Source organism: Klebsiella sp. RIT-PI-d (assembly GCF_001187865.1).
Lineage (GTDB): Bacteria > Pseudomonadota > Gammaproteobacteria > Enterobacterales > Enterobacteriaceae > Superficieibacter.
In genome coordinates this window covers 415705-432488 of the sequence record NZ_LGIT01000003.1, presented here as the reverse complement: position 1 = coordinate 432488, position 16784 = coordinate 415705, and the positions used below count along the sequence as shown (strand labels likewise).

At 53.7% G+C, this 16784-nt stretch carries 19 protein-coding genes; 13 read left to right on the top strand and 6 right to left on the bottom strand.

Annotated elements, in window-relative coordinates:
- The first annotated feature begins 63 nt into the window (after nt 1-63).
- The 8 genes from rbfA (at nt 64) to mtr (ending at nt 8685) form a co-directional block, all read left to right on the top strand.
- Nucleotides 64-465 carry a 30S ribosome-binding factor RbfA gene (gene rbfA, locus AC791_RS02450; RefSeq protein ID WP_049838896.1) on the top strand — a complete coding sequence of 134 codons (402 nt, stop codon included), beginning with the start codon at nt 64-66 and terminating at the stop codon, nt 463-465.
- Complete coding sequence (gene truB, locus AC791_RS02445) at nt 465-1409, top strand: tRNA pseudouridine(55) synthase TruB (RefSeq protein ID WP_049838895.1); 945 nt, start codon at nt 465-467, stop codon at nt 1407-1409. Before rbfA ends, truB begins: the two co-directional genes overlap by 1 nt.
- Before the next feature lie 149 nt (nt 1410-1558).
- Nucleotides 1559-1828, top strand: coding sequence for a 30S ribosomal protein S15 (rpsO, locus tag AC791_RS02440; RefSeq protein ID WP_049838894.1), 270 nt, complete (start codon nt 1559-1561; stop codon nt 1826-1828).
- 245 nt (nt 1829-2073) lie between these two features.
- The gene (gene pnp, locus AC791_RS02435; RefSeq protein ID WP_049838893.1) at nt 2074-4209 is read left to right on the top strand and encodes a polyribonucleotide nucleotidyltransferase; all 2136 of its coding nucleotides are present in this window, start codon (nt 2074-2076) and stop codon (nt 4207-4209) included.
- A 108-nt stretch (nt 4210-4317) separates the two neighbouring features.
- Nucleotides 4318-5202 carry a lipoprotein NlpI gene (gene nlpI, locus AC791_RS02430; RefSeq protein ID WP_049838892.1) on the top strand — a complete coding sequence of 295 codons (885 nt, stop codon included), beginning with the start codon at nt 4318-4320 and terminating at the stop codon, nt 5200-5202.
- A gap of 103 nt (nt 5203-5305) precedes the next feature.
- On the top strand, nt 5306-5386 hold the full coding sequence (yrbN, locus tag AC791_RS20305; RefSeq protein ID WP_148677746.1) for a protein YrbN: 81 nt from the start codon (nt 5306-5308) through the stop codon (nt 5384-5386).
- Complete coding sequence (locus tag AC791_RS02425; RefSeq protein WP_049838891.1) at nt 5379-7301, top strand: DEAD/DEAH family ATP-dependent RNA helicase; 1923 nt, start codon at nt 5379-5381, stop codon at nt 7299-7301. The genes yrbN and AC791_RS02425 overlap by 8 nt, the downstream gene beginning before the upstream one ends.
- A gap of 139 nt (nt 7302-7440) precedes the next feature.
- A complete protein-coding gene (mtr, locus tag AC791_RS02420) occupies nt 7441-8685 on the top strand; it encodes a tryptophan permease (RefSeq protein WP_049838890.1) in 1245 nt (414 codons plus the stop codon).
- A gap of 31 nt (nt 8686-8716) precedes the next feature.
- Here mtr and AC791_RS02415 read toward each other — a convergent pair whose 3' ends face one another.
- The 3 genes from AC791_RS02415 to ubiU form a co-directional block, all read right to left on the bottom strand.
- Nucleotides 8717-9724 carry a luciferase-like monooxygenase gene (locus AC791_RS02415; RefSeq protein WP_049838889.1) on the bottom strand — a complete coding sequence of 336 codons (1008 nt, stop codon included), beginning with the start codon at nt 9722-9724 and terminating at the stop codon, nt 8717-8719.
- Nucleotides 9725-9801: 77 nt separating this feature from the next.
- A complete protein-coding gene (locus tag AC791_RS02410) occupies nt 9802-10680 on the bottom strand; it encodes a U32 family peptidase (RefSeq protein WP_416202284.1) in 879 nt (292 codons plus the stop codon).
- Nucleotides 10681-10688: 8 nt separating this feature from the next.
- On the bottom strand, nt 10689-11684 hold the full coding sequence (gene ubiU, locus AC791_RS02405; RefSeq protein WP_049838887.1) for a ubiquinone anaerobic biosynthesis protein UbiU: 996 nt from the start codon (nt 11682-11684) through the stop codon (nt 10689-10691).
- Nucleotides 11685-11902: 218 nt separating this feature from the next.
- On the opposite strand from ubiU, the gene ubiT reads away from it, so the two are divergent.
- Nucleotides 11903-12427 (top strand): ubiquinone anaerobic biosynthesis accessory factor UbiT, encoded by a 525-nt coding sequence (gene ubiT / locus AC791_RS02400; protein WP_049838886.1) that lies wholly within the window; start codon nt 11903-11905, stop codon nt 12425-12427.
- Entirely contained in the window at nt 12421-12924 is a 504-nt protein-coding gene (locus AC791_RS02395) for a GNAT family N-acetyltransferase (RefSeq protein WP_049838885.1), read from the top strand. Before ubiT ends, AC791_RS02395 begins: the two co-directional genes overlap by 7 nt.
- Here the strand turns inward: AC791_RS02395 and AC791_RS02390 are convergent.
- A complete protein-coding gene (locus AC791_RS02390) occupies nt 12911-13186 on the bottom strand; it encodes a GIY-YIG nuclease family protein (RefSeq protein WP_049838884.1) in 276 nt (91 codons plus the stop codon). The two genes, AC791_RS02395 and AC791_RS02390, sit on opposite strands and share 14 nt — an antisense overlap.
- Before the next feature lie 54 nt (nt 13187-13240).
- Here AC791_RS02390 and AC791_RS02385 point away from each other — a divergent pair, with 54 nt between their 5' ends.
- A complete protein-coding gene (locus tag AC791_RS02385; RefSeq protein WP_049838883.1) occupies nt 13241-13687 on the top strand; it encodes a YhbP family protein in 447 nt (148 codons plus the stop codon).
- Here AC791_RS02385 and AC791_RS02380 read toward each other — a convergent pair.
- A complete protein-coding gene (locus tag AC791_RS02380; protein WP_049838882.1) occupies nt 13664-14182 on the bottom strand; it encodes a type 1 glutamine amidotransferase domain-containing protein in 519 nt (172 codons plus the stop codon). The genes AC791_RS02385 and AC791_RS02380 overlap by 24 nt on opposite strands.
- A 129-nt stretch (nt 14183-14311) precedes the next feature.
- Here AC791_RS02380 and AC791_RS02375 point away from each other — a divergent pair, with 129 nt between their 5' ends.
- Together AC791_RS02375 and AC791_RS02370 are read left to right on the top strand one after the other, a co-directional pair.
- Complete coding sequence (locus AC791_RS02375) at nt 14312-14959, top strand: NAD(P)H-binding protein (RefSeq protein WP_049838881.1); 648 nt, start codon at nt 14312-14314, stop codon at nt 14957-14959.
- Nucleotides 14960-15034: 75 nt separating this feature from the next.
- Nucleotides 15035-16069, top strand: coding sequence for a permease (locus AC791_RS02370; RefSeq protein ID WP_049838880.1), 1035 nt, complete (start codon nt 15035-15037; stop codon nt 16067-16069).
- 139 nt (nt 16070-16208) lie between these two features.
- Here AC791_RS02370 and dolP read toward each other — a convergent pair whose 3' ends face one another.
- Nucleotides 16209-16784 carry a division/outer membrane stress-associated lipid-binding lipoprotein gene (gene dolP, locus AC791_RS02365; protein WP_049838879.1) on the bottom strand — a complete coding sequence of 192 codons (576 nt, stop codon included), beginning with the start codon at nt 16782-16784 and terminating at the stop codon, nt 16209-16211.

Genomic DNA, 16784 nt, shown 5'->3' with positions numbered 1-16784 from the left:
AAGCGCCACCCGGCAATTATTTCAAAAGGGGCTGATGCCCCTTTTTTGTCTGGAGAATTTATTATGGCGAAAGAATTTGGTCGCCCACAGCGCGTGGCTCAGGAGATGCAGAAAGAGATCGCAATCATCCTGCAGCGTGAAATTAAAGATCCGCGTCTGGGTATGATGACCACCGTATCCGGCGTCGAAATGTCCCGCGACCTGGCCTATGCCAAAGTATTTGTTACCTTCCTGAACGATAAAGACGAAGATGCGGTTAAAGCAGGTATTAAAGCGCTGCAGGAAGCTTCAGGTTTTATCCGTTCATTGTTAGGTAAAGCAATGCGCCTGCGTATCGTGCCGGAACTGACCTTTTTCTACGATAACTCGCTGGTTGAAGGGATGCGCATGTCTAACCTGGTGACCAGCGTGGTAAAACACGACGATGAACGTCGTGTGAACCCGGACGACAGCAAGGAGGACTAATGAGTCGTCCTCGTCGTCGTGGTCGCGATATTCACGGTGTTTTGCTGCTGGACAAGCCTCAGGGAATGTCCAGCAATGACGTGCTGCAAAAGGTAAAACGGATCTACAATGCTAATCGTGCCGGTCATACCGGTGCGCTGGATCCGCTGGCGACCGGTATGCTGCCGATATGCCTGGGTGAAGCAACGAAGTTTTCACAGTATCTGCTGGATTCCGATAAGCGCTATCGTGTCATTGCAAAACTGGGACAGCGAACCGACACCTCAGACGCTGATGGTCAGATTGTCGAAGAGCGCCCGGTGACGTTTAGCGCCCAGGAACTGGAAACCGCCCTGGACGGCTTTCGTGGCGATATCCAGCAAATACCGTCCATGTATTCAGCGCTGAAATACCAGGGCCGCAAGCTATATGAATATGCGCGCGAGGGGATAACTGTTCCTCGTGAAGCACGCCCGATCACTGTTTATGAGCTACGCTTTATTCGCCATGAAGGTGATGAGCTTGAACTGGAAGTTCACTGCTCGAAAGGCACGTATATTCGCACTATCATTGACGATCTGGGTGAAAAGCTGGGCTGCGGGGCGCACGTTATTTTTCTGCGCCGTCTGGCAGTCAGTAAATATCCGGTCGACCGAATGGTAACGCTTGAGCAGCTGCGTGAGCTGGTTGAACAGGCGGAGCAGCAACAGATCCCGGCGGCAGAGCTGCTTGATCCTCTGCTCATGCCAATGGACAGCCCGGCGTCTGATTTCCCGCAGGTCAATATTCCGCTGGTCGTGGCAGCCTACTTTAAGCAGGGGCAGCCGGTACGGGCCTCTGGTGTACCGTTAAATGGCCTGGTACGGGTCACAGAAGGCGATGATGCCGTCTTTATCGGTATGGGTGAGATAGATGATGAGGGCCGCATTGCGCCACGTCGTCTGGTTGTTGAGTATCCAGCATAATACTGCGCCGTCTTGCGATAACATGGCGTAGCGAGTAGAATATCGCCGCTTAATGCCTGGTAAATTGTTTAACAAGATAGCAGGCATGACCTGGGGTTGCTGAATTAGAGATTGGCACCCTTACATTCTTTTAAATTTGGAGTTCTAAAATGTCTCTAAGCGCTGAAGCTAAAGCTAAAATCGTTTCTGAGTTTGGTCGTGGTACTAACGACAGTGGTTCTACCGAAGTTCAGGTTGCACTGCTGACCGCACAGATTAACCACCTGCAGGGTCACTTTGCAGAGCACAAAAAAGATCACCACAGCCGTCGTGGTCTGCTGCGCATGGTTTCTCAGCGTCGTAAACTGCTCGACTACCTGAAACGTAAAGATGTTGCACGCTACACCGCGCTGATCGAGCGTCTGGGCCTGCGTCGCTAAGTCTTGCGAGTTTCAGAAAAGGGGCCTTCAGGGCCCCTTTTTTCAATCGGAACGCAGCAATTCGCTGGAAACTAATGTATTGTTGCTATGAATGATTTTCCGTCGCAGAGGTTCGCGCGGCTAATGAGAGGCTTTACCCAAATCATGGGTCAGGGTTGTCATTAGTCGCGAGGATGCGCAGAAGATCGGTTGTTAACGACAGCGTGCCCGGGGCACGCTGTCATTTAATCAGAAAGGATATTACTTTGCTTAATCCGATCGTTCGTAAATTCCAGTACGGTCAGCATACCGTTACGCTGGAAACCGGGATGATGGCTCGTCAGGCCACTGCTGCTGTTATGGTTAGCATGGATGACACCGCAGTATTCGTGACCGTAGTGGGTCAGAAAAAAACCAAGCCAGGCCAGGATTTCTTCCCGCTGACCGTTAACTATCAGGAGCGTACCTACGCTGCTGGTCGTATCCCGGGTAGCTTCTTCCGTCGTGAAGGCCGTCCGAGCGAAGGCGAAACCCTGATCGCGCGTCTGATTGACCGCCCGGTGCGTCCGCTGTTCCCGGAAGGTTTCATTAATGAAGTTCAGGTTATTGCGACCGTGGTTTCCGTTAACCCGCAGGTTAACCCGGACATCGTAGCTATGATCGGTGCTTCCGCAGCGCTGTCCCTGTCCGGCCTGCCGTTCAATGGCCCGATCGGTTCTGCCCGTGTTGGTTACATCAATGACCAGTACGTACTGAACCCGACTCAGGACGAGCTGAAAGAAAGCAAGCTGGACCTGGTTGTTGCCGGTACCGAAGCTGCTGTGCTGATGGTTGAATCCGAAGCTGAACTGCTGAGCGAAGACCAGATGCTGGGCGCGGTGGTATTTGGTCACGACCAGCAACAGATCGTTATCAAAGAAATCAACGAGCTGGTAAAAGAAGCCGGCAAACCACGCTGGGACTGGCAGCCAGAAGCCGTCAATGAAGCGCTGAATGCACGCGTTGCTGCGGTGGCTGAATCCCGTCTGAGCGATGCTTACCGCATCACCGACAAACAAGAGCGTTATGCTCAGGTTGGCGTGATCAAATCTGAAGCTATCGACGCGCTGGTTGCAGAAGACGAAACCCTGGACGCTAACGAACTGGGTGAAATCCTGCACGCTATCGAGAAAAATGTTGTTCGTAGCCGCGTGCTGGCAGGCGAACCGCGTATTGATGGCCGTGAAAAAGACATGATCCGTGGTCTGGACGTTCGTACTGGCGTACTGCCACGTACTCACGGTTCCGCACTGTTCACCCGCGGTGAAACTCAGGCGCTGGTTACCGCGACTCTGGGCACCACGCGTGATGCGCAGAACCTCGACGAACTGATGGGCGAGCGCACTGATAACTTCCTGTTTCACTACAACTTCCCTCCGTACTGCGTAGGCGAAACCGGCATGGTCGGTTCACCGAAGCGTCGTGAGATTGGTCATGGTCGTCTGGCAAAACGCGGCGTGCTGGCAGTGATGCCGGAACTGGATAAATTCCCGTACACCGTACGTGTGGTGTCTGAAATTACCGAATCCAACGGTTCTTCTTCTATGGCTTCCGTATGTGGTGCTTCTCTGGCACTGATGGACGCAGGCGTGCCGATTAAAGCCGCCGTAGCAGGTATCGCGATGGGCCTGGTGAAAGAAGGCGACAACTTTGTTGTTCTGTCTGACATCCTCGGCGACGAAGATCACCTGGGCGATATGGACTTCAAAGTCGCGGGTTCCCGCGAAGGTATCTCTGCACTGCAGATGGATATCAAAATTGAAGGCATCACCAAGGAGATCATGCAGGTTGCTCTGAACCAGGCTAAAGGTGCGCGTCTGCACATTCTGGGCGTGATGGAGCAGGCGATCACTGCCCCGCGCGGCGACATCTCCCAGTTCGCTCCGCGTATTCATACCATCAAGATCAGCCCGGACAAAATTAAAGACGTTATCGGTAAAGGTGGCTCTGTTATCCGCGCCCTGACCGAAGAAACCGGCACAACCATTGAAATCGAAGATGACGGTACCGTTAAAATCGCGGCTACCGACGGTGAGAAAGCGAAATTCGCGATCCGTCGTATCGAAGAGATCACTGCAGAAATCGAAGTAGGTCGTATCTACAACGGTAAAGTGACCCGTATCGTTGACTTTGGTGCGTTTGTCGCCATTGGCGGCGGTAAAGAAGGTCTGGTTCACATTTCACAGATCGCTGACAAGCGCGTTGAGAAAGTGACCGACTATCTGCAGATGAACCAGGAAGTTCCGGTTAAAGTTCTGGAAGTTGATCGCCAGGGCCGTATCCGTCTGAGCATTAAAGAAGCAACTGAGCAGTCTCAGCCTGCGAACGCACCGGAAGCTCCGGCTGCTGAACAGGGCGAGTAAGGTTGCCATTGCCCTCTGCTACGGCAGAGGGCTAATTAGCTGGCTGGACGCCTTGTTTGCAACTGGGGAACGGGAAGTTCATCCTTTTGTTGTCTTCGGGAGTGGGAAATGAAGCCTTTTTTGCGCTGGTGTTTCGTGGCAACAGCTCTTACGCTTGCAGGGTGCAATAGTACTAACTGGCGTAAAAGCGAGGTCCTCGCAGTACCATTGCAACCGACTTTGCAGCAAGAAGTCATTCTGGCGCGCATGGAACAAATTCTTGCCAGTCGGGCTTTAACCGATGACGAACGCGCACAGCTTTTATATGAGCGCGGAGTGTTGTATGATAGTCTCGGTCTGAGGGCACTAGCGCGTAATGATTTTTCACAAGCGCTGGCCATAAGACCAGATATGCCGGAGGTATTCAATTACTTAGGCATATATTTAACGCAGGCAGGCAGTTTTGATGCCGCCTATGAAGCGTTTGATTCTGTACTTGAGCTTGATCCAACTTACAATTACGCGTACTTGAATCGCGGTATCGCCCTGTATTACGGCGGTCGCGACAAGTTAGCGCAAGATGATCTGCTGGCGTTTTATCAAGACGATCCCAATGATCCCTTCCGCAGTCTGTGGCTTTATTTTGTTGAGCAGAAGCTCGATGAAAAGCAGGCGAAAGAAGCGTTAAAACAGCGCTTCGAGAAATCGGATAAGGAACAGTGGGGATGGAACATTGTCGAGTTCTACCTGAGCGACATTAACGAATCCGCGTTAATGGGACGACTCAAGGCGGACGCAACGGATAACACCTCGCTCGCTGAGCATCTCAGTGAAACCAACTTCTATTTAGGTAAGTATTACCTAAGTCTTGGGGACAAGGACAGCGCTACGGCACTGTTCAAACTGGCGGTCGCTAACAACGTTCATAACTTTGTTGAGCACCGATACGCATTGTTGGAATTATCGCTCCTGGGCCAGGAGCAAGATGACCTGGCAGAATCGGACCAGCAATAGCTGACGAACAGACATAAGCCCGAATTTTTATTGCAATCACCTTAACGGGTGAGGGCGTTGTTGTTCGTTAATACACCTACTTTGAGCCGGTTCACACTTTTCAATGAAAATTACTGAAAATTTTCACGATGAGTTATGTAGACTGGCCGCCAATAATTTTGAGGCACACGTACTACATGGCTGAATTCGAAACCACTTTTGCAGATCTGGGGCTGAAAGCTCCTATCCTTCAGGCCCTTAACGATCTGGGTTACGAAAAACCATCTCCGATCCAGGCAGAGTGTATTCCACATCTGCTGGGCGGCCGTGACGTTCTGGGTATGGCCCAGACCGGTAGCGGTAAAACCGCAGCGTTCTCTTTACCGCTGCTTAACAATCTCGATGGCGATCTGAAAGCACCTCAGATCCTGGTACTGGCACCGACCCGCGAACTGGCGGTTCAGGTTGCTGAAGCCATGACGGATTTCTCTAAACACATGCACGGCGTGAACGTGGTAGCCCTTTACGGCGGCCAGCGTTATGACGTGCAGCTGCGCGCCCTGCGTCAGGGACCTCAGATCGTCGTCGGTACGCCGGGTCGTCTGCTGGATCACCTGAAGCGCGGTACGCTGAACCTGTCCAACCTGAGCGGTCTGGTACTGGACGAAGCCGATGAAATGCTGCGTATGGGCTTCATCGAAGACGTTGAAACCATCATGGCGCAGATCCCGGCTGAACATCAGACCGCGCTGTTCTCCGCCACGATGCCGGAAGCGATCCGTCGCATTACCCGCCGCTTTATGAACGAGCCGCAGGAAGTGCGCATCCAGTCCAGCATTACCACGCGTCCTGACATCAGCCAGACGTTCTGGGCTGTACACGGAATGCGTAAAAACGAAGCGCTGGTGCGTTTCCTGGAAGCAGAAGATTTTGATGCGGCGATTATCTTCGTTCGTACCAAAAATGCGACCCTGGAAGTGGCAGAAGCGCTGGAGCGTAGCGGTTACAACAGCGCCGCGCTGAATGGTGATATGAACCAGTCGCTGCGTGAGCAGACCCTGGAGCGCCTGAAAGATGGTCGTCTGGACATCCTGATTGCGACCGACGTTGCGGCCCGTGGCCTGGACGTTGAGCGTATCAGCCTGGTCGTAAACTATGATATCCCGATGGATTCAGAGTCTTACGTTCACCGTATCGGTCGTACCGGTCGTGCGGGTCGTGCCGGTCGTGCACTGCTGTTCGTTGAGAACCGCGAACGCCGCCTGCTGCGTAACATTGAACGCACCATGAAGCTGACGATTCCAGAAGCAGACCTGCCGAATGCAGAACTGCTGGGCAAACGCCGTCTGGAAAAATTCGCGGCTAAAGTACAGCAGCAGCTGGAAAGTAGCGATCTGGACAAATATCGTGCGCTGCTGACTCAAATTCAGCCGACGGCTGAAGGCGAAGAGCTGGATATCGAAACGCTGGCAGCTGCACTGCTGAAAATGGCCCAGGGCGAACGTGCTCTGATCGTGCCGCCAGATGCGCCGATGCGTCCTAAGCGTGAATTCCGCGAGCGTGACGAACGTTTCGAACGTCGTAACGACCGTGGCGATCGTAACGATCGTGGTCCACGTCCTGAGCGTGCAGCAGGTGCTGCGGGTGAAGAGCGTCCACGTCGCGAGCGTCGCGATGTTGGCGACATGCAGCTGTATCGCATTGAAGTGGGCCGTGATGACGGCGTTGAAGTTCGTCATATCGTTGGCGCGATCGCTAACGAAGGCGATATCAGCAGCCGTTACATTGGTAACATCAAGCTGTTCGCTTCTCACTCCACCATCGAACTGCCGAAAGGTATGCCGGGTGAAGTCCTGCAGCACTTTACGCGTACCCGCATTTTGAACAAGCCGATGAACATGCAACTGGTCGGCGACGCACAGCCGCATACCGGTGGTGAGCGTCGTGGCGGTGGCCGTGGCTTCGGTGGCGAACGTCGTGAAGGTGGTCGTAGTGAGGGTGGTCGTCGTTTCAGCGGCGAACGTCGTGAAGGCAGCCGTGGGCCGCGTCGCGATGATTCATCTGCGGCACCGCGCCGTGATGACTCCTCCAGCCGTCGCCGTTTCGGTGGCGATGCATAATCTGCGCTAACCCCGTAAAGTAAAATATACAGCCCCGGTCTTAACTGCCGGGGCTTTTTTTATTCCATTTGTACTCGTGTACTGGTACAGTGCAACACGCTTCACCAGGAGACGTTATTTTCAACGGAGAAAAAACCAGATGAGTACCCTTACAACCATACAAAGTAAACCCTCGCTATTGAGCGGCGTGGTGATTATTGGCGGCACAATTATTGGCGCAGGCATGTTCTCTCTGCCGGTCATGATGTCGGGTGCATGGTTTTTCTGGTCGCTGGCGGCGCTGGTATTCACCTGGTTCTGTATGCTGCATTCTGGCCTGATGATCCTTGAGGCCAATCTTAACTACCGCATTGGCTCCAGCTTCGACACCATCACCAAAGATTTGCTGGGTCGGGGCTGGAATGTGATTAACGGGATCTCTATTGCTTTCGTCCTCTATATCCTGACGTACGCCTACATCTCTGCCAGCGGCTCCATTTTGCATCATACCTTTAGCGAGATGTCATTAAACGTTCCGGCTCGCGTGGCAGGCTTTGCATTCGCTTTGCTGGTAGCGTTTGTAGTGTGGTTAAGTACTAAAGCGGTCAGTCGGATCACGGCGATTGTACTGGGTGCGAAAGTCATCACCTTTTTTCTTACCTTTGGCAGTCTGCTGGGACATGTTACGCCCGCCACGCTGTTTAATGTGGCCGAAAGTCATGCCTCCTACGCGCCGTATGTACTAATGACGCTGCCGTTTTGCCTCGCCTCTTTTGGCTATCATGGCAACGTGCCGAGCCTGATGAAATACTACGGCAAAGATCCGCGCACCATTATCCGCTGTCTGGTCTACGGTACGCTGCTGGCCCTGGCGCTCTACTGCATCTGGTTGCTGGGTACGATGGGTAATATCCCCCGTCCGCAATTTATCGGTATCGCGCAGCAGGGTGGCAATATTGATGTACTGGTGCAGGCGTTAAGCGGGGTGCTTAATAGCCGCAGCCTGGATTTATTACTGGTGATTTTTTCTAACTTTGCGGTAGCCAGTTCATTTCTCGGCGTGACGCTGGGGCTGTTCGACTATCTGGCGGATTTATGCGGCTTTGACGATTCTGCCAGTGGGCGCTTCAAAACGGCATTGCTGACCTTTATCCCGCCGATCACTGGCGGTCTGTTGTGGCCTGACGGCTTCCTTTACGCCATCGGCTATGCCGGTCTTGCCGCGACCATCTGGGCGGCAATTGTTCCGGCGCTGTTAGCCCGCGCTTCGCGTAAACGTTTTGGCAGCCCGAAATTCCGCGTGTGGGGCGGCAAACCTATGATCGCCCTGATCCTGATCTTTGGGGTCGGTAATGCGCTGGTGCATATCCTGTCGAGCTTCAATCTGCTGCCGGTATATTCCTAATTACAGCGCCCGGTTTTCCGGGCGCTGCCGTTTAATCCAGCAACGCTTCCTTCACGTCCATCGCTAAATCGAACGAATGCAGGCGCGCCTGCTGGTCGAAGATCTGGCCGTTAACCATGATTTCGTCCGCATCCGTTTCGCGCAGGATCGACTGCAGGCCGTGACGAATTTTCGTTTTATCGCCTACCAGCGACATACTCAGTGCCTGCTGAACACCATACTTCTCAGACGGTGACCAGAAGTGGTCAATATTTTCAATCGGCGGCGGAAGCTGTCCGGTTTCCCCCCGACGCAGCTTAACAAACGCCTGCTGCATAGAGGTAAACAGAAATTCGGCATCACGATTACTGTCAGCAGCCACAATATTAATGCATACCATCGCATACGGTTTTTCCAGCCGTGCAGAAGGCTTAAAGTGCGTACGGTAGAGATGCAGCGCCTGGAACAGCATATCTGGTGCGAAATGCGAGGCGAAGGCGAACGGCAGGCCGAGCTGGGCGGCCAGTTGAGCGCTGTAGAGGCTGGAGCCTAATAGCCATACCGGGATTTTTTCGCCGTAGCCGGGAACCGGTCGCACCTGTGGTGCCGGGTCACGGGCGTCAAACCACTCGACCAGTTCATTGACATCGCGCGGGAAATTATCGACATCAACACTCATATTCCGACGCAGGGCGCGCATGGTCGGCTGATCGCTACCTGGTGCGCGACCCAGCCCTAAATCAATGCGTCCGGGATAGAGCGTATTCAGCGTGCCGAACTGTTCAGCGATCACCAGCGGAGAGTGGTTCGGCAGCATCACACCACCAGAGCCGAGATGTAAGGACGTGGTATTCGCGGCGAGATAGCCAATCAGCACCGAGGTCGCCGCGCTGGCGATCCCCGTCATATTGTGATGTTCAGCCAGCCAGTAGCGATGGTAACCGCGCTTTTCGGCGAGCTGTGCCAGTGACAGTGAATGTGAGAAGGCTTCTCTTGCCGAGGAGCCTTGCGGGATCGGCGCGAGATCCAGCACCGAAAAGGGAATAGATTTATCAGTCATAGCCGCTCACTTTGTTACCGGTTAATCTTTAATACTGCATGAAGATTTCATTATAGTTGTTAACAAAGTGAGCTTTTTTACGCCTGGAGCTCAAGTCCCGCCAGTCGTTTCCAGTAACCGTTACAGTCGCTATGGGGTGCAAGCGCGAGCGGTGTCGCGCCCGTTTCGTTAGCGCGGAAGGCGTCCAGCATGGCAAACGTTTCAGTTCCAAGCGGTGACAGGCGCACCATATCGACCAGGCCCTGCATAGACGTCAGTTCATTACCAAGGTTATAGACATAGCCGCTCATGGTCTGAATACCGTTGAGCACGAAGACCTGTTGATCCTCCTGCGAAAGCACATTACGCCCGTTAGGGTATTTGATGCAGCAGGTTTCACACTCATCTTTCGGCCGGTCTTCTGAACGGGCGGTGAAGCAGCGTGCAGAATACGCCAGCGGTAAATGTCCGTAGCTTAGTACCTCCACTTCAAACTGCTGGCGAATACCTAAAGATTCACATTGATCGAGCAGGTTGATCAGCCAGTCGCGGGATAGTTCAACCGGCATACACCAGCGCACCATGCCTTGTTTTAGCAGAAGACGCAGAGTGACCGCGTTATAGCAGTTGAGCGCGTGACCAGCGACAAACGGCAGCTTACGTTCTGCGCACATATTGACCACGCCCAGGTCGCTGGCTTCCAGTAAAAACGCGCCATTGTCCACATAACGTTTCAGCTCGCCCAGTTCAGACGAGGCCTGCACCAGGGCTAGCGTAGAAAGCACCACCTGCTTGCCGCTGTCTGCCAGCGATTTTGCCATATCCAGCCAGTCGCCCACTTTTGTGGCGCGCCGCTTGCTGCATACGGCTTCCCCGAGATAGATAACATCAGCGTGGCTTGACGCCGCCTGCTGATAAAAGTCTTCCAGCGTCTCTTTTGACCAGTAATAAAGCACCGGTCCGAGTGAATATTTCATCTTATTTCCTACTGCCATTTGCGGTGATAAGCGCCAAGCGTGGTCTGAGTGCCTTCAGACATTGCGCCAAGTGTCTCCATCCATGCCTGCTGCGGAACAAAATCCTGTGGCGAAGCCATGCAGCGATCGATCGCCTGTCGCCAGACCTTCGCCACCTGACTGACGTATGCCGGGCTGCGCTGTCGACCTTCGATTTTGACCGAGGCAATATTCGCCGCCAGCAACTTCGGCAGCAGTTCCAGCGTATTGAGGCTGGTTGGTTCCTCCAGCGCGTGATAGCGCTCCCCATCGACCAGATAGCGACCTTTACACAGCGTTGGATAGCCTGCATTTTCGCCGTCCTGATAGCGGTCGATTAACACCTCATTAAGACGCGACTCCAGGCCCTGCGGCGTTTGTTGCCAGCGAACAAAGCGCGCGGGTGAGCAGGCGCCCACCGTATTCGGTGACTCGCCGGTCAGATAGGAGGAGAGATAACAGCGTCCTTCGGCCATGATGCACAAACTGCCAAAGGCGAACACCTCCAGTGGAACAGGCGTGACGCGGGCAAGCTGTTTTACCTGATGGATAGATAACACGCGGGGGAGGACGACCCGCGCAACATCAAAGTGGCGATGATAAAAACGAATCGCCTCTTCATTGGTGGCTGATGCCTGGACTGAGACATGGCGCTCAATATGCGGATAGCGTTCAGCGGCATACTCTAGCATCGCAATATCAGCGAGGATAAGCGCATCTGCGCCCAGCTGCGCGGCCATATCGACCGCCCGCTGCCAGCGCGCGTAGCCGTCCGGGTGCGCAAAGGTATTAATGGCGATGTGTAGCTTACGGCGATGCTGATGCACGAAGCTGACGGCTTCCTGTAATTTTTTTTCGGTAAAATTAAGCCCGGCAAAATGACGCGCATTTGTATCATCTTTTAACCCGATATACACCGCATCAGCGCCGTTTTCGATAGCCGCCTTAAGCGCCGGGAGATTACCGGCAGGACAGAGGAGCTCCATAAAATTTCCTGAACGTTGCATCCCTCACAGGCTGCAAATTGTTAACGAACTGGAAGTTTAGTTAACCTGACCGCGACAAATTTTGATTTGAGGCAGTTAATCGCGTATTGATGATGCCAATAATAACGTCTTCATAACGTAATTGTTGATTTGCGCCGCCATGTTGTTTATTGGATGTGGCAGAATGATGGAATTATTGAATTGAGGGAGTAAAGCTCGTGTTGGATAAACTGCGTTCACGCCTGGTTCACCTTGGCCCGTCTTTGATGAGTGTGCCGGTGAAACTGACGCCTTTTGCCCTTAAGCGTCAGGTCCTGGAACAGGTCCTGCACTGGCAATTTCGCCAGGCGCTGGCAGATGGAGAACTGGAATTTCTCGAAGGCCGCTGGCTGAGTATTGAGGTACGTGATATTGGCCTGCGCTGGTTCACTTCTGTTGATAACGGGCGTCTGATTGTCAGCCAGACGGCACAAGCCGACGTTAGTTTTAGCGCCGATGCCAGCGATTTGCTGATGATTGCCGCGCGTCGCCAGGATCCCGATACGCTTTTTTTCCAGCGTCGACTGGTTATTGAAGGCGATACCGAGCTTGGCCTGTACGTGAAGAATCTGATGGACGCCATTGAGCTTGAGCAGATGCCAAAAGTATTACGTACGATGCTGCTGCAACTGGCGGACTTTGTTGAAGCAGGGTTGAAGAAACCGTCGCAAATCCCAAACAGATCGGTAGGTGAACCATGCTAATACGCGTTGAAATTCCCATCGATGCGCCTGGTATTGATGCGCTGTTACGCCGCGCTTTTGACCGCGATGCCGAAGCCAGACTGATCCGCGATCTGCGCGAAGACGGGCTGCTTACTCTGGGTTTAGTCGCCACGGATGATGAAGGCCAGGTGATTGGCTACGTCGCGTTTAGTCCGGTAGACGTTGAAGGTGAAGATCTACAATGGGTTGGGCTGGCTCCGCTGGCGGTCGATGAGAGCTACCGGGGGCAGGGTCTGGCACGCCAGCTGGTTTATGAGGGGCTGGATTCCCTGAATGAATTTGGCTACGCCGCTGTCGTCGCCTTAGGCGATCCGGCGTTTTACAGCCGTCTGGGCTTTGAGTCCGCCTCGCAGTATGATTTACGCTGCCGCTGGCCCAACAGTGAAAACGCCTTTCAGGTGCATCGACTGGCGGATGATGCGCTGATCAATGTTCACGGTCAGGTGGAATATCACGAGCATTTTAATCGTCTGTAATCAGGCTTTTTAGACAGACTTCTCCGGCGACGAGGCGCTCTTTCTGGCGCTTCGTCAGCTGCTTTATCCGGTATTCGAGGCGTAATGCTCGCGAACGCTCACCGACTTCTTCGACAAACGCCAGCGTCAGATCGCCCTTGCCGCGCAGGGCTTTTGCCCCTTTTCCTGACTGATGCTGCACAAAGCGGCGGGCAACATCGGTGGTAATGCCGGTATAAAGGGCATTTTTTTGCGTTCTGATGAGATAAAGATACCAGCACATGGTGTCAGGTCAGTGTGTTAAGGTGAACGCACCATAACATAAGGGAGAGCCGGTATGGAAACGCTTGCCGCCATCAGCCGCTGGCTGGCCAAACAGCATGTCATCACCTGGTGCGTAGCCCGGGAGGGTGAATTATGGTGTGCTAATGCCTTCTACATCTACGATCCGCACGCTATGGCTTTTTATGTTTTGAGCGAAGATACCACCCGCCATGCGCAGATGAGCGGTACACACGCTCACGTCGCCGGGACGATTAACGGTCAACCTAAAACGGTAGCGTTAATACGCGGGGTACAATTTAAAGGTGAAATTCGCCGACTTGATGGTGCGGAAAGCGAGGCCATACGCATTCGTTATAACCATCGCTTTCCGGTTGCCAGAGTGGTATCTGCGCCCGTCTGGGAGATCCGCCCGGACGAGCTTAAATTTACTGATAACACCCTGGGCTTTGGTAAAAAACTCTACTGGCTACGCGACTCAGGAACCGAGCAGACGCAGTGATTCACGGTTAAAGGCGGGCAGATCGTCCGGCGTGCGGCTGGTAACCAGCTGCTCGTTATCGACTACCACTTCCTGATCGTAGAATTCAGCCCCGGCATTTTTCACATCAACCACCACAGGTTTAACAGTGGTCAGCTTACGCCCGCGCACCACGTCAGCGCTGATTAGCAACTGTGGACCGTGACAGATGGCGAACACCGGTTTGCCGCTGTTGTAAAAATCGCGCGTGAAGTCGACAAAACGATCGTCACCGCGCAGAGAATCAGGTGAATGCCCGCCGGGCAGCAGCAGTGCGTCAAACTCTTCAGGGCTTACGTCGTCAATGCTCTTGTCGATCTTCACACTGGCTTCGCCCTGTTTACCTTTAATGGTCTTACCGGCTTCTTTTTCAATAGTGATAACTTCATGCCCGGCCTTTTTATAGGCTTCAGCCGGAGAAGTGAATTCTGAATCTTCAAACTCATCGGTGATAAGGACCGCGATTTTCTTGCCCATGTTTCCTCCGTTATATGGCTTCAAAGCATTTCTCTGGAAATGGTAAATAATTACCCTGTAGCTATAAGTGTGGTGCAGACCCCTGAGATTGCAACACGGACAAATCTGCATATTGGAAAGGAGAAGGTTATGAGTCAGGTTCTGATCACCGGGGCAACCGGGCTGGTTGGCGATCATCTGCTGCGCTTATTAATTCAGGAACCGCGTATTACGGCTATTGCAGCGCCGACGCGGCGTCCGCTGAAAGGCATCTCCGGCGTTTTTAACCCGGTAGATCCTCAGCTGACCGATGCCCTGGCGCAGGTGACTACGCCAATAGATCTCGTCTTCTGCTGTCTGGGAACCACCCGACGGGAAGCCGGCTCGAAAGAGGCATTTATTCATGCTGATTATACATTGGTGGTCGATACGGCACTGACCGGACAGCGCCTGGGGGCGACGCATATGCTGGTGGTCAGCGCCATGGGCGCGAATGCCAGTTCACCCTTTTTCTATAATCGGGTGAAGGGCAAAATGGAAGATGCGTTAATTGCGCAGCACTGGCCACGGTTGACCATCGCCCGACCGTCAATGCTGCTGGGCGATCGCGAAAAAAACCGGGTCAATGAATCACTTCTTGCCCCGCTGTTCAGGCTGCTGCCGGGCGATCTTAAATCAATAAATAGTCGCGATGTCGCGCTGGCGTTACTGGCTGAAGCATTTACCCCAGAAGGCGAGACAGTGGATATTCTTTCGTCGGCAACATTACGGGAAATGGCCGCGCGTAAACGGGATTAATAATTTCCATAAATATTTCGACAAGCGTACTATGCCCCGGCTTCTTTAAAACCATAAATTTTCCCGGGGAATGCTATGACTGGTCAGTCTTCATCTCAATTGGCACCGTCACGTCAGTGGTGGAAGCCCGCGCTTTTCTTTCTCGTTGTTATTGTCGGTCTGTGGTATGTGAAATGGCAGCCTTACTATGGTAAGGCGTTTACCGCAGCCGAAACGCACAATATAGGTAAATCCATTCTCGCCGGGGCCGATGCCAGCCCGCTAAAAGCGGCATGGGACTATGCGCTGGTCTATTTTCTTGCCGTCTGGAAAGCCGCCGTGCTGGGCGTGATCCTCGGCTCGCTGGTACAGGTCCTGATCCCGCGAAACTGGCTGCTGCGCACCCTGGGGCAGCCGCGTTTCCAGGGCACCCTGTTGGGAACCCTTTTTTCACTGCCCGGAATGATGTGCTCGTGCTGCGCTGCACCGGTCACTGCCGGTCTGCGTCGTCAGCAGGTTTCGATGGGCGGCGCGCTGGCGTTCTGGATGGGTAATCCGCTGTTAAATCCGGCAACCCTGGTATTTATGGGATTTGTTCTCGGCTGGCAACTGGCGCTAATTCGCCTGGTGGCCGGGCTGGCAATGGTGCTGGTTATTGCTTCTCTGATACAGCGTCTGGTGAACGATACCGTACAAACCTCAGCCGTGCCTCTGCCTGTGACCACCGTCGAAGGGCATTTCTTTTCCCGCTGGGGCCAGGCATTATGGACGCTGTTCTGGAATACGATCCCGGTTTATATTCTGGCGGTACTGGTTCTGGGGGCGGCGCGGGTCTGGCTATTTCCGCACGCGGAAGGCGTTGTCGGTAACACGGTATTTTGGGTAGCTGCGATGGCAATAGCGGGCTGTCTGTTTGTGATCCCAACTGCCGCTGAAATCCCGATTGTGCAGACCATGATGCTGGCAGGCATGGGCACAGCACCCGCACTGGCATTACTGATGACGCTTCCGGCCGTCAGCCTGCCGTCGCTGGTGATGTTGCGTAAGGCGTTTCCGGCAAAAGCACTCTGGCTAACCGGGGGACTGGTGGCGTTAAGCGGGATGATTGTGGGTGGGCTGGCGCTGCTGTAAAACGAATGCCGGGCGGCGGCTCTGCCTTGCCCGGCCTGCACGTGCTTAGCAGGTTAAACCAGAATGCAGGCCCGGTAAGCGCTGCGCCACCGGGCATGAAGGGAATAAACGGGCAGTTGCACTGCCCTAAAACGCAGAATTATTTAATAAACGTAAACGCAGTCGTCACGTGTTTCACGCCGCTGACCCGGCTGGCCATATCCGCTGCGGCTTTCGCTTCATCCTCTGTTACCAGACCCATCAGGAACACTTCGCCGTTTTCGGTGGTGACCTTCACATTAGACGATTTCACCTGATCGCTTGCCAGAAGCTGAGAGCGAACTTTGGTGGTGAGCCACGTATCGTTTGAAGCGGTGCCAAGGCCAATTGGCTGACCCTGCCGGATTTCGCTAAACACTTCCGTGGCGCCATCAACGCCCATAGCAATCTGCTTCGCGCGCGCGGTAAGCGTGCTGTCCGGAGACTGACCGACTAACAGGACCTTACCCTGATAAGCCGTTACATTAATGCGCGTTTGTTTCTTAATCTGTTCATCTTTAGCCAGCGCACTGTTTACACGCAGCTCCAGCGTTCCATCGTCCACCTGAGTACCAACGGTACGTGGATCGGTTGCCGCTTTAGTCCCTACGGCTGCCGTGCCGACAACCGCCGCAGCAACGCAACCCTGCAAAAGCAATGCAGAAATAAGGACTGCGAGGGGCGAAAATGCCTTCAT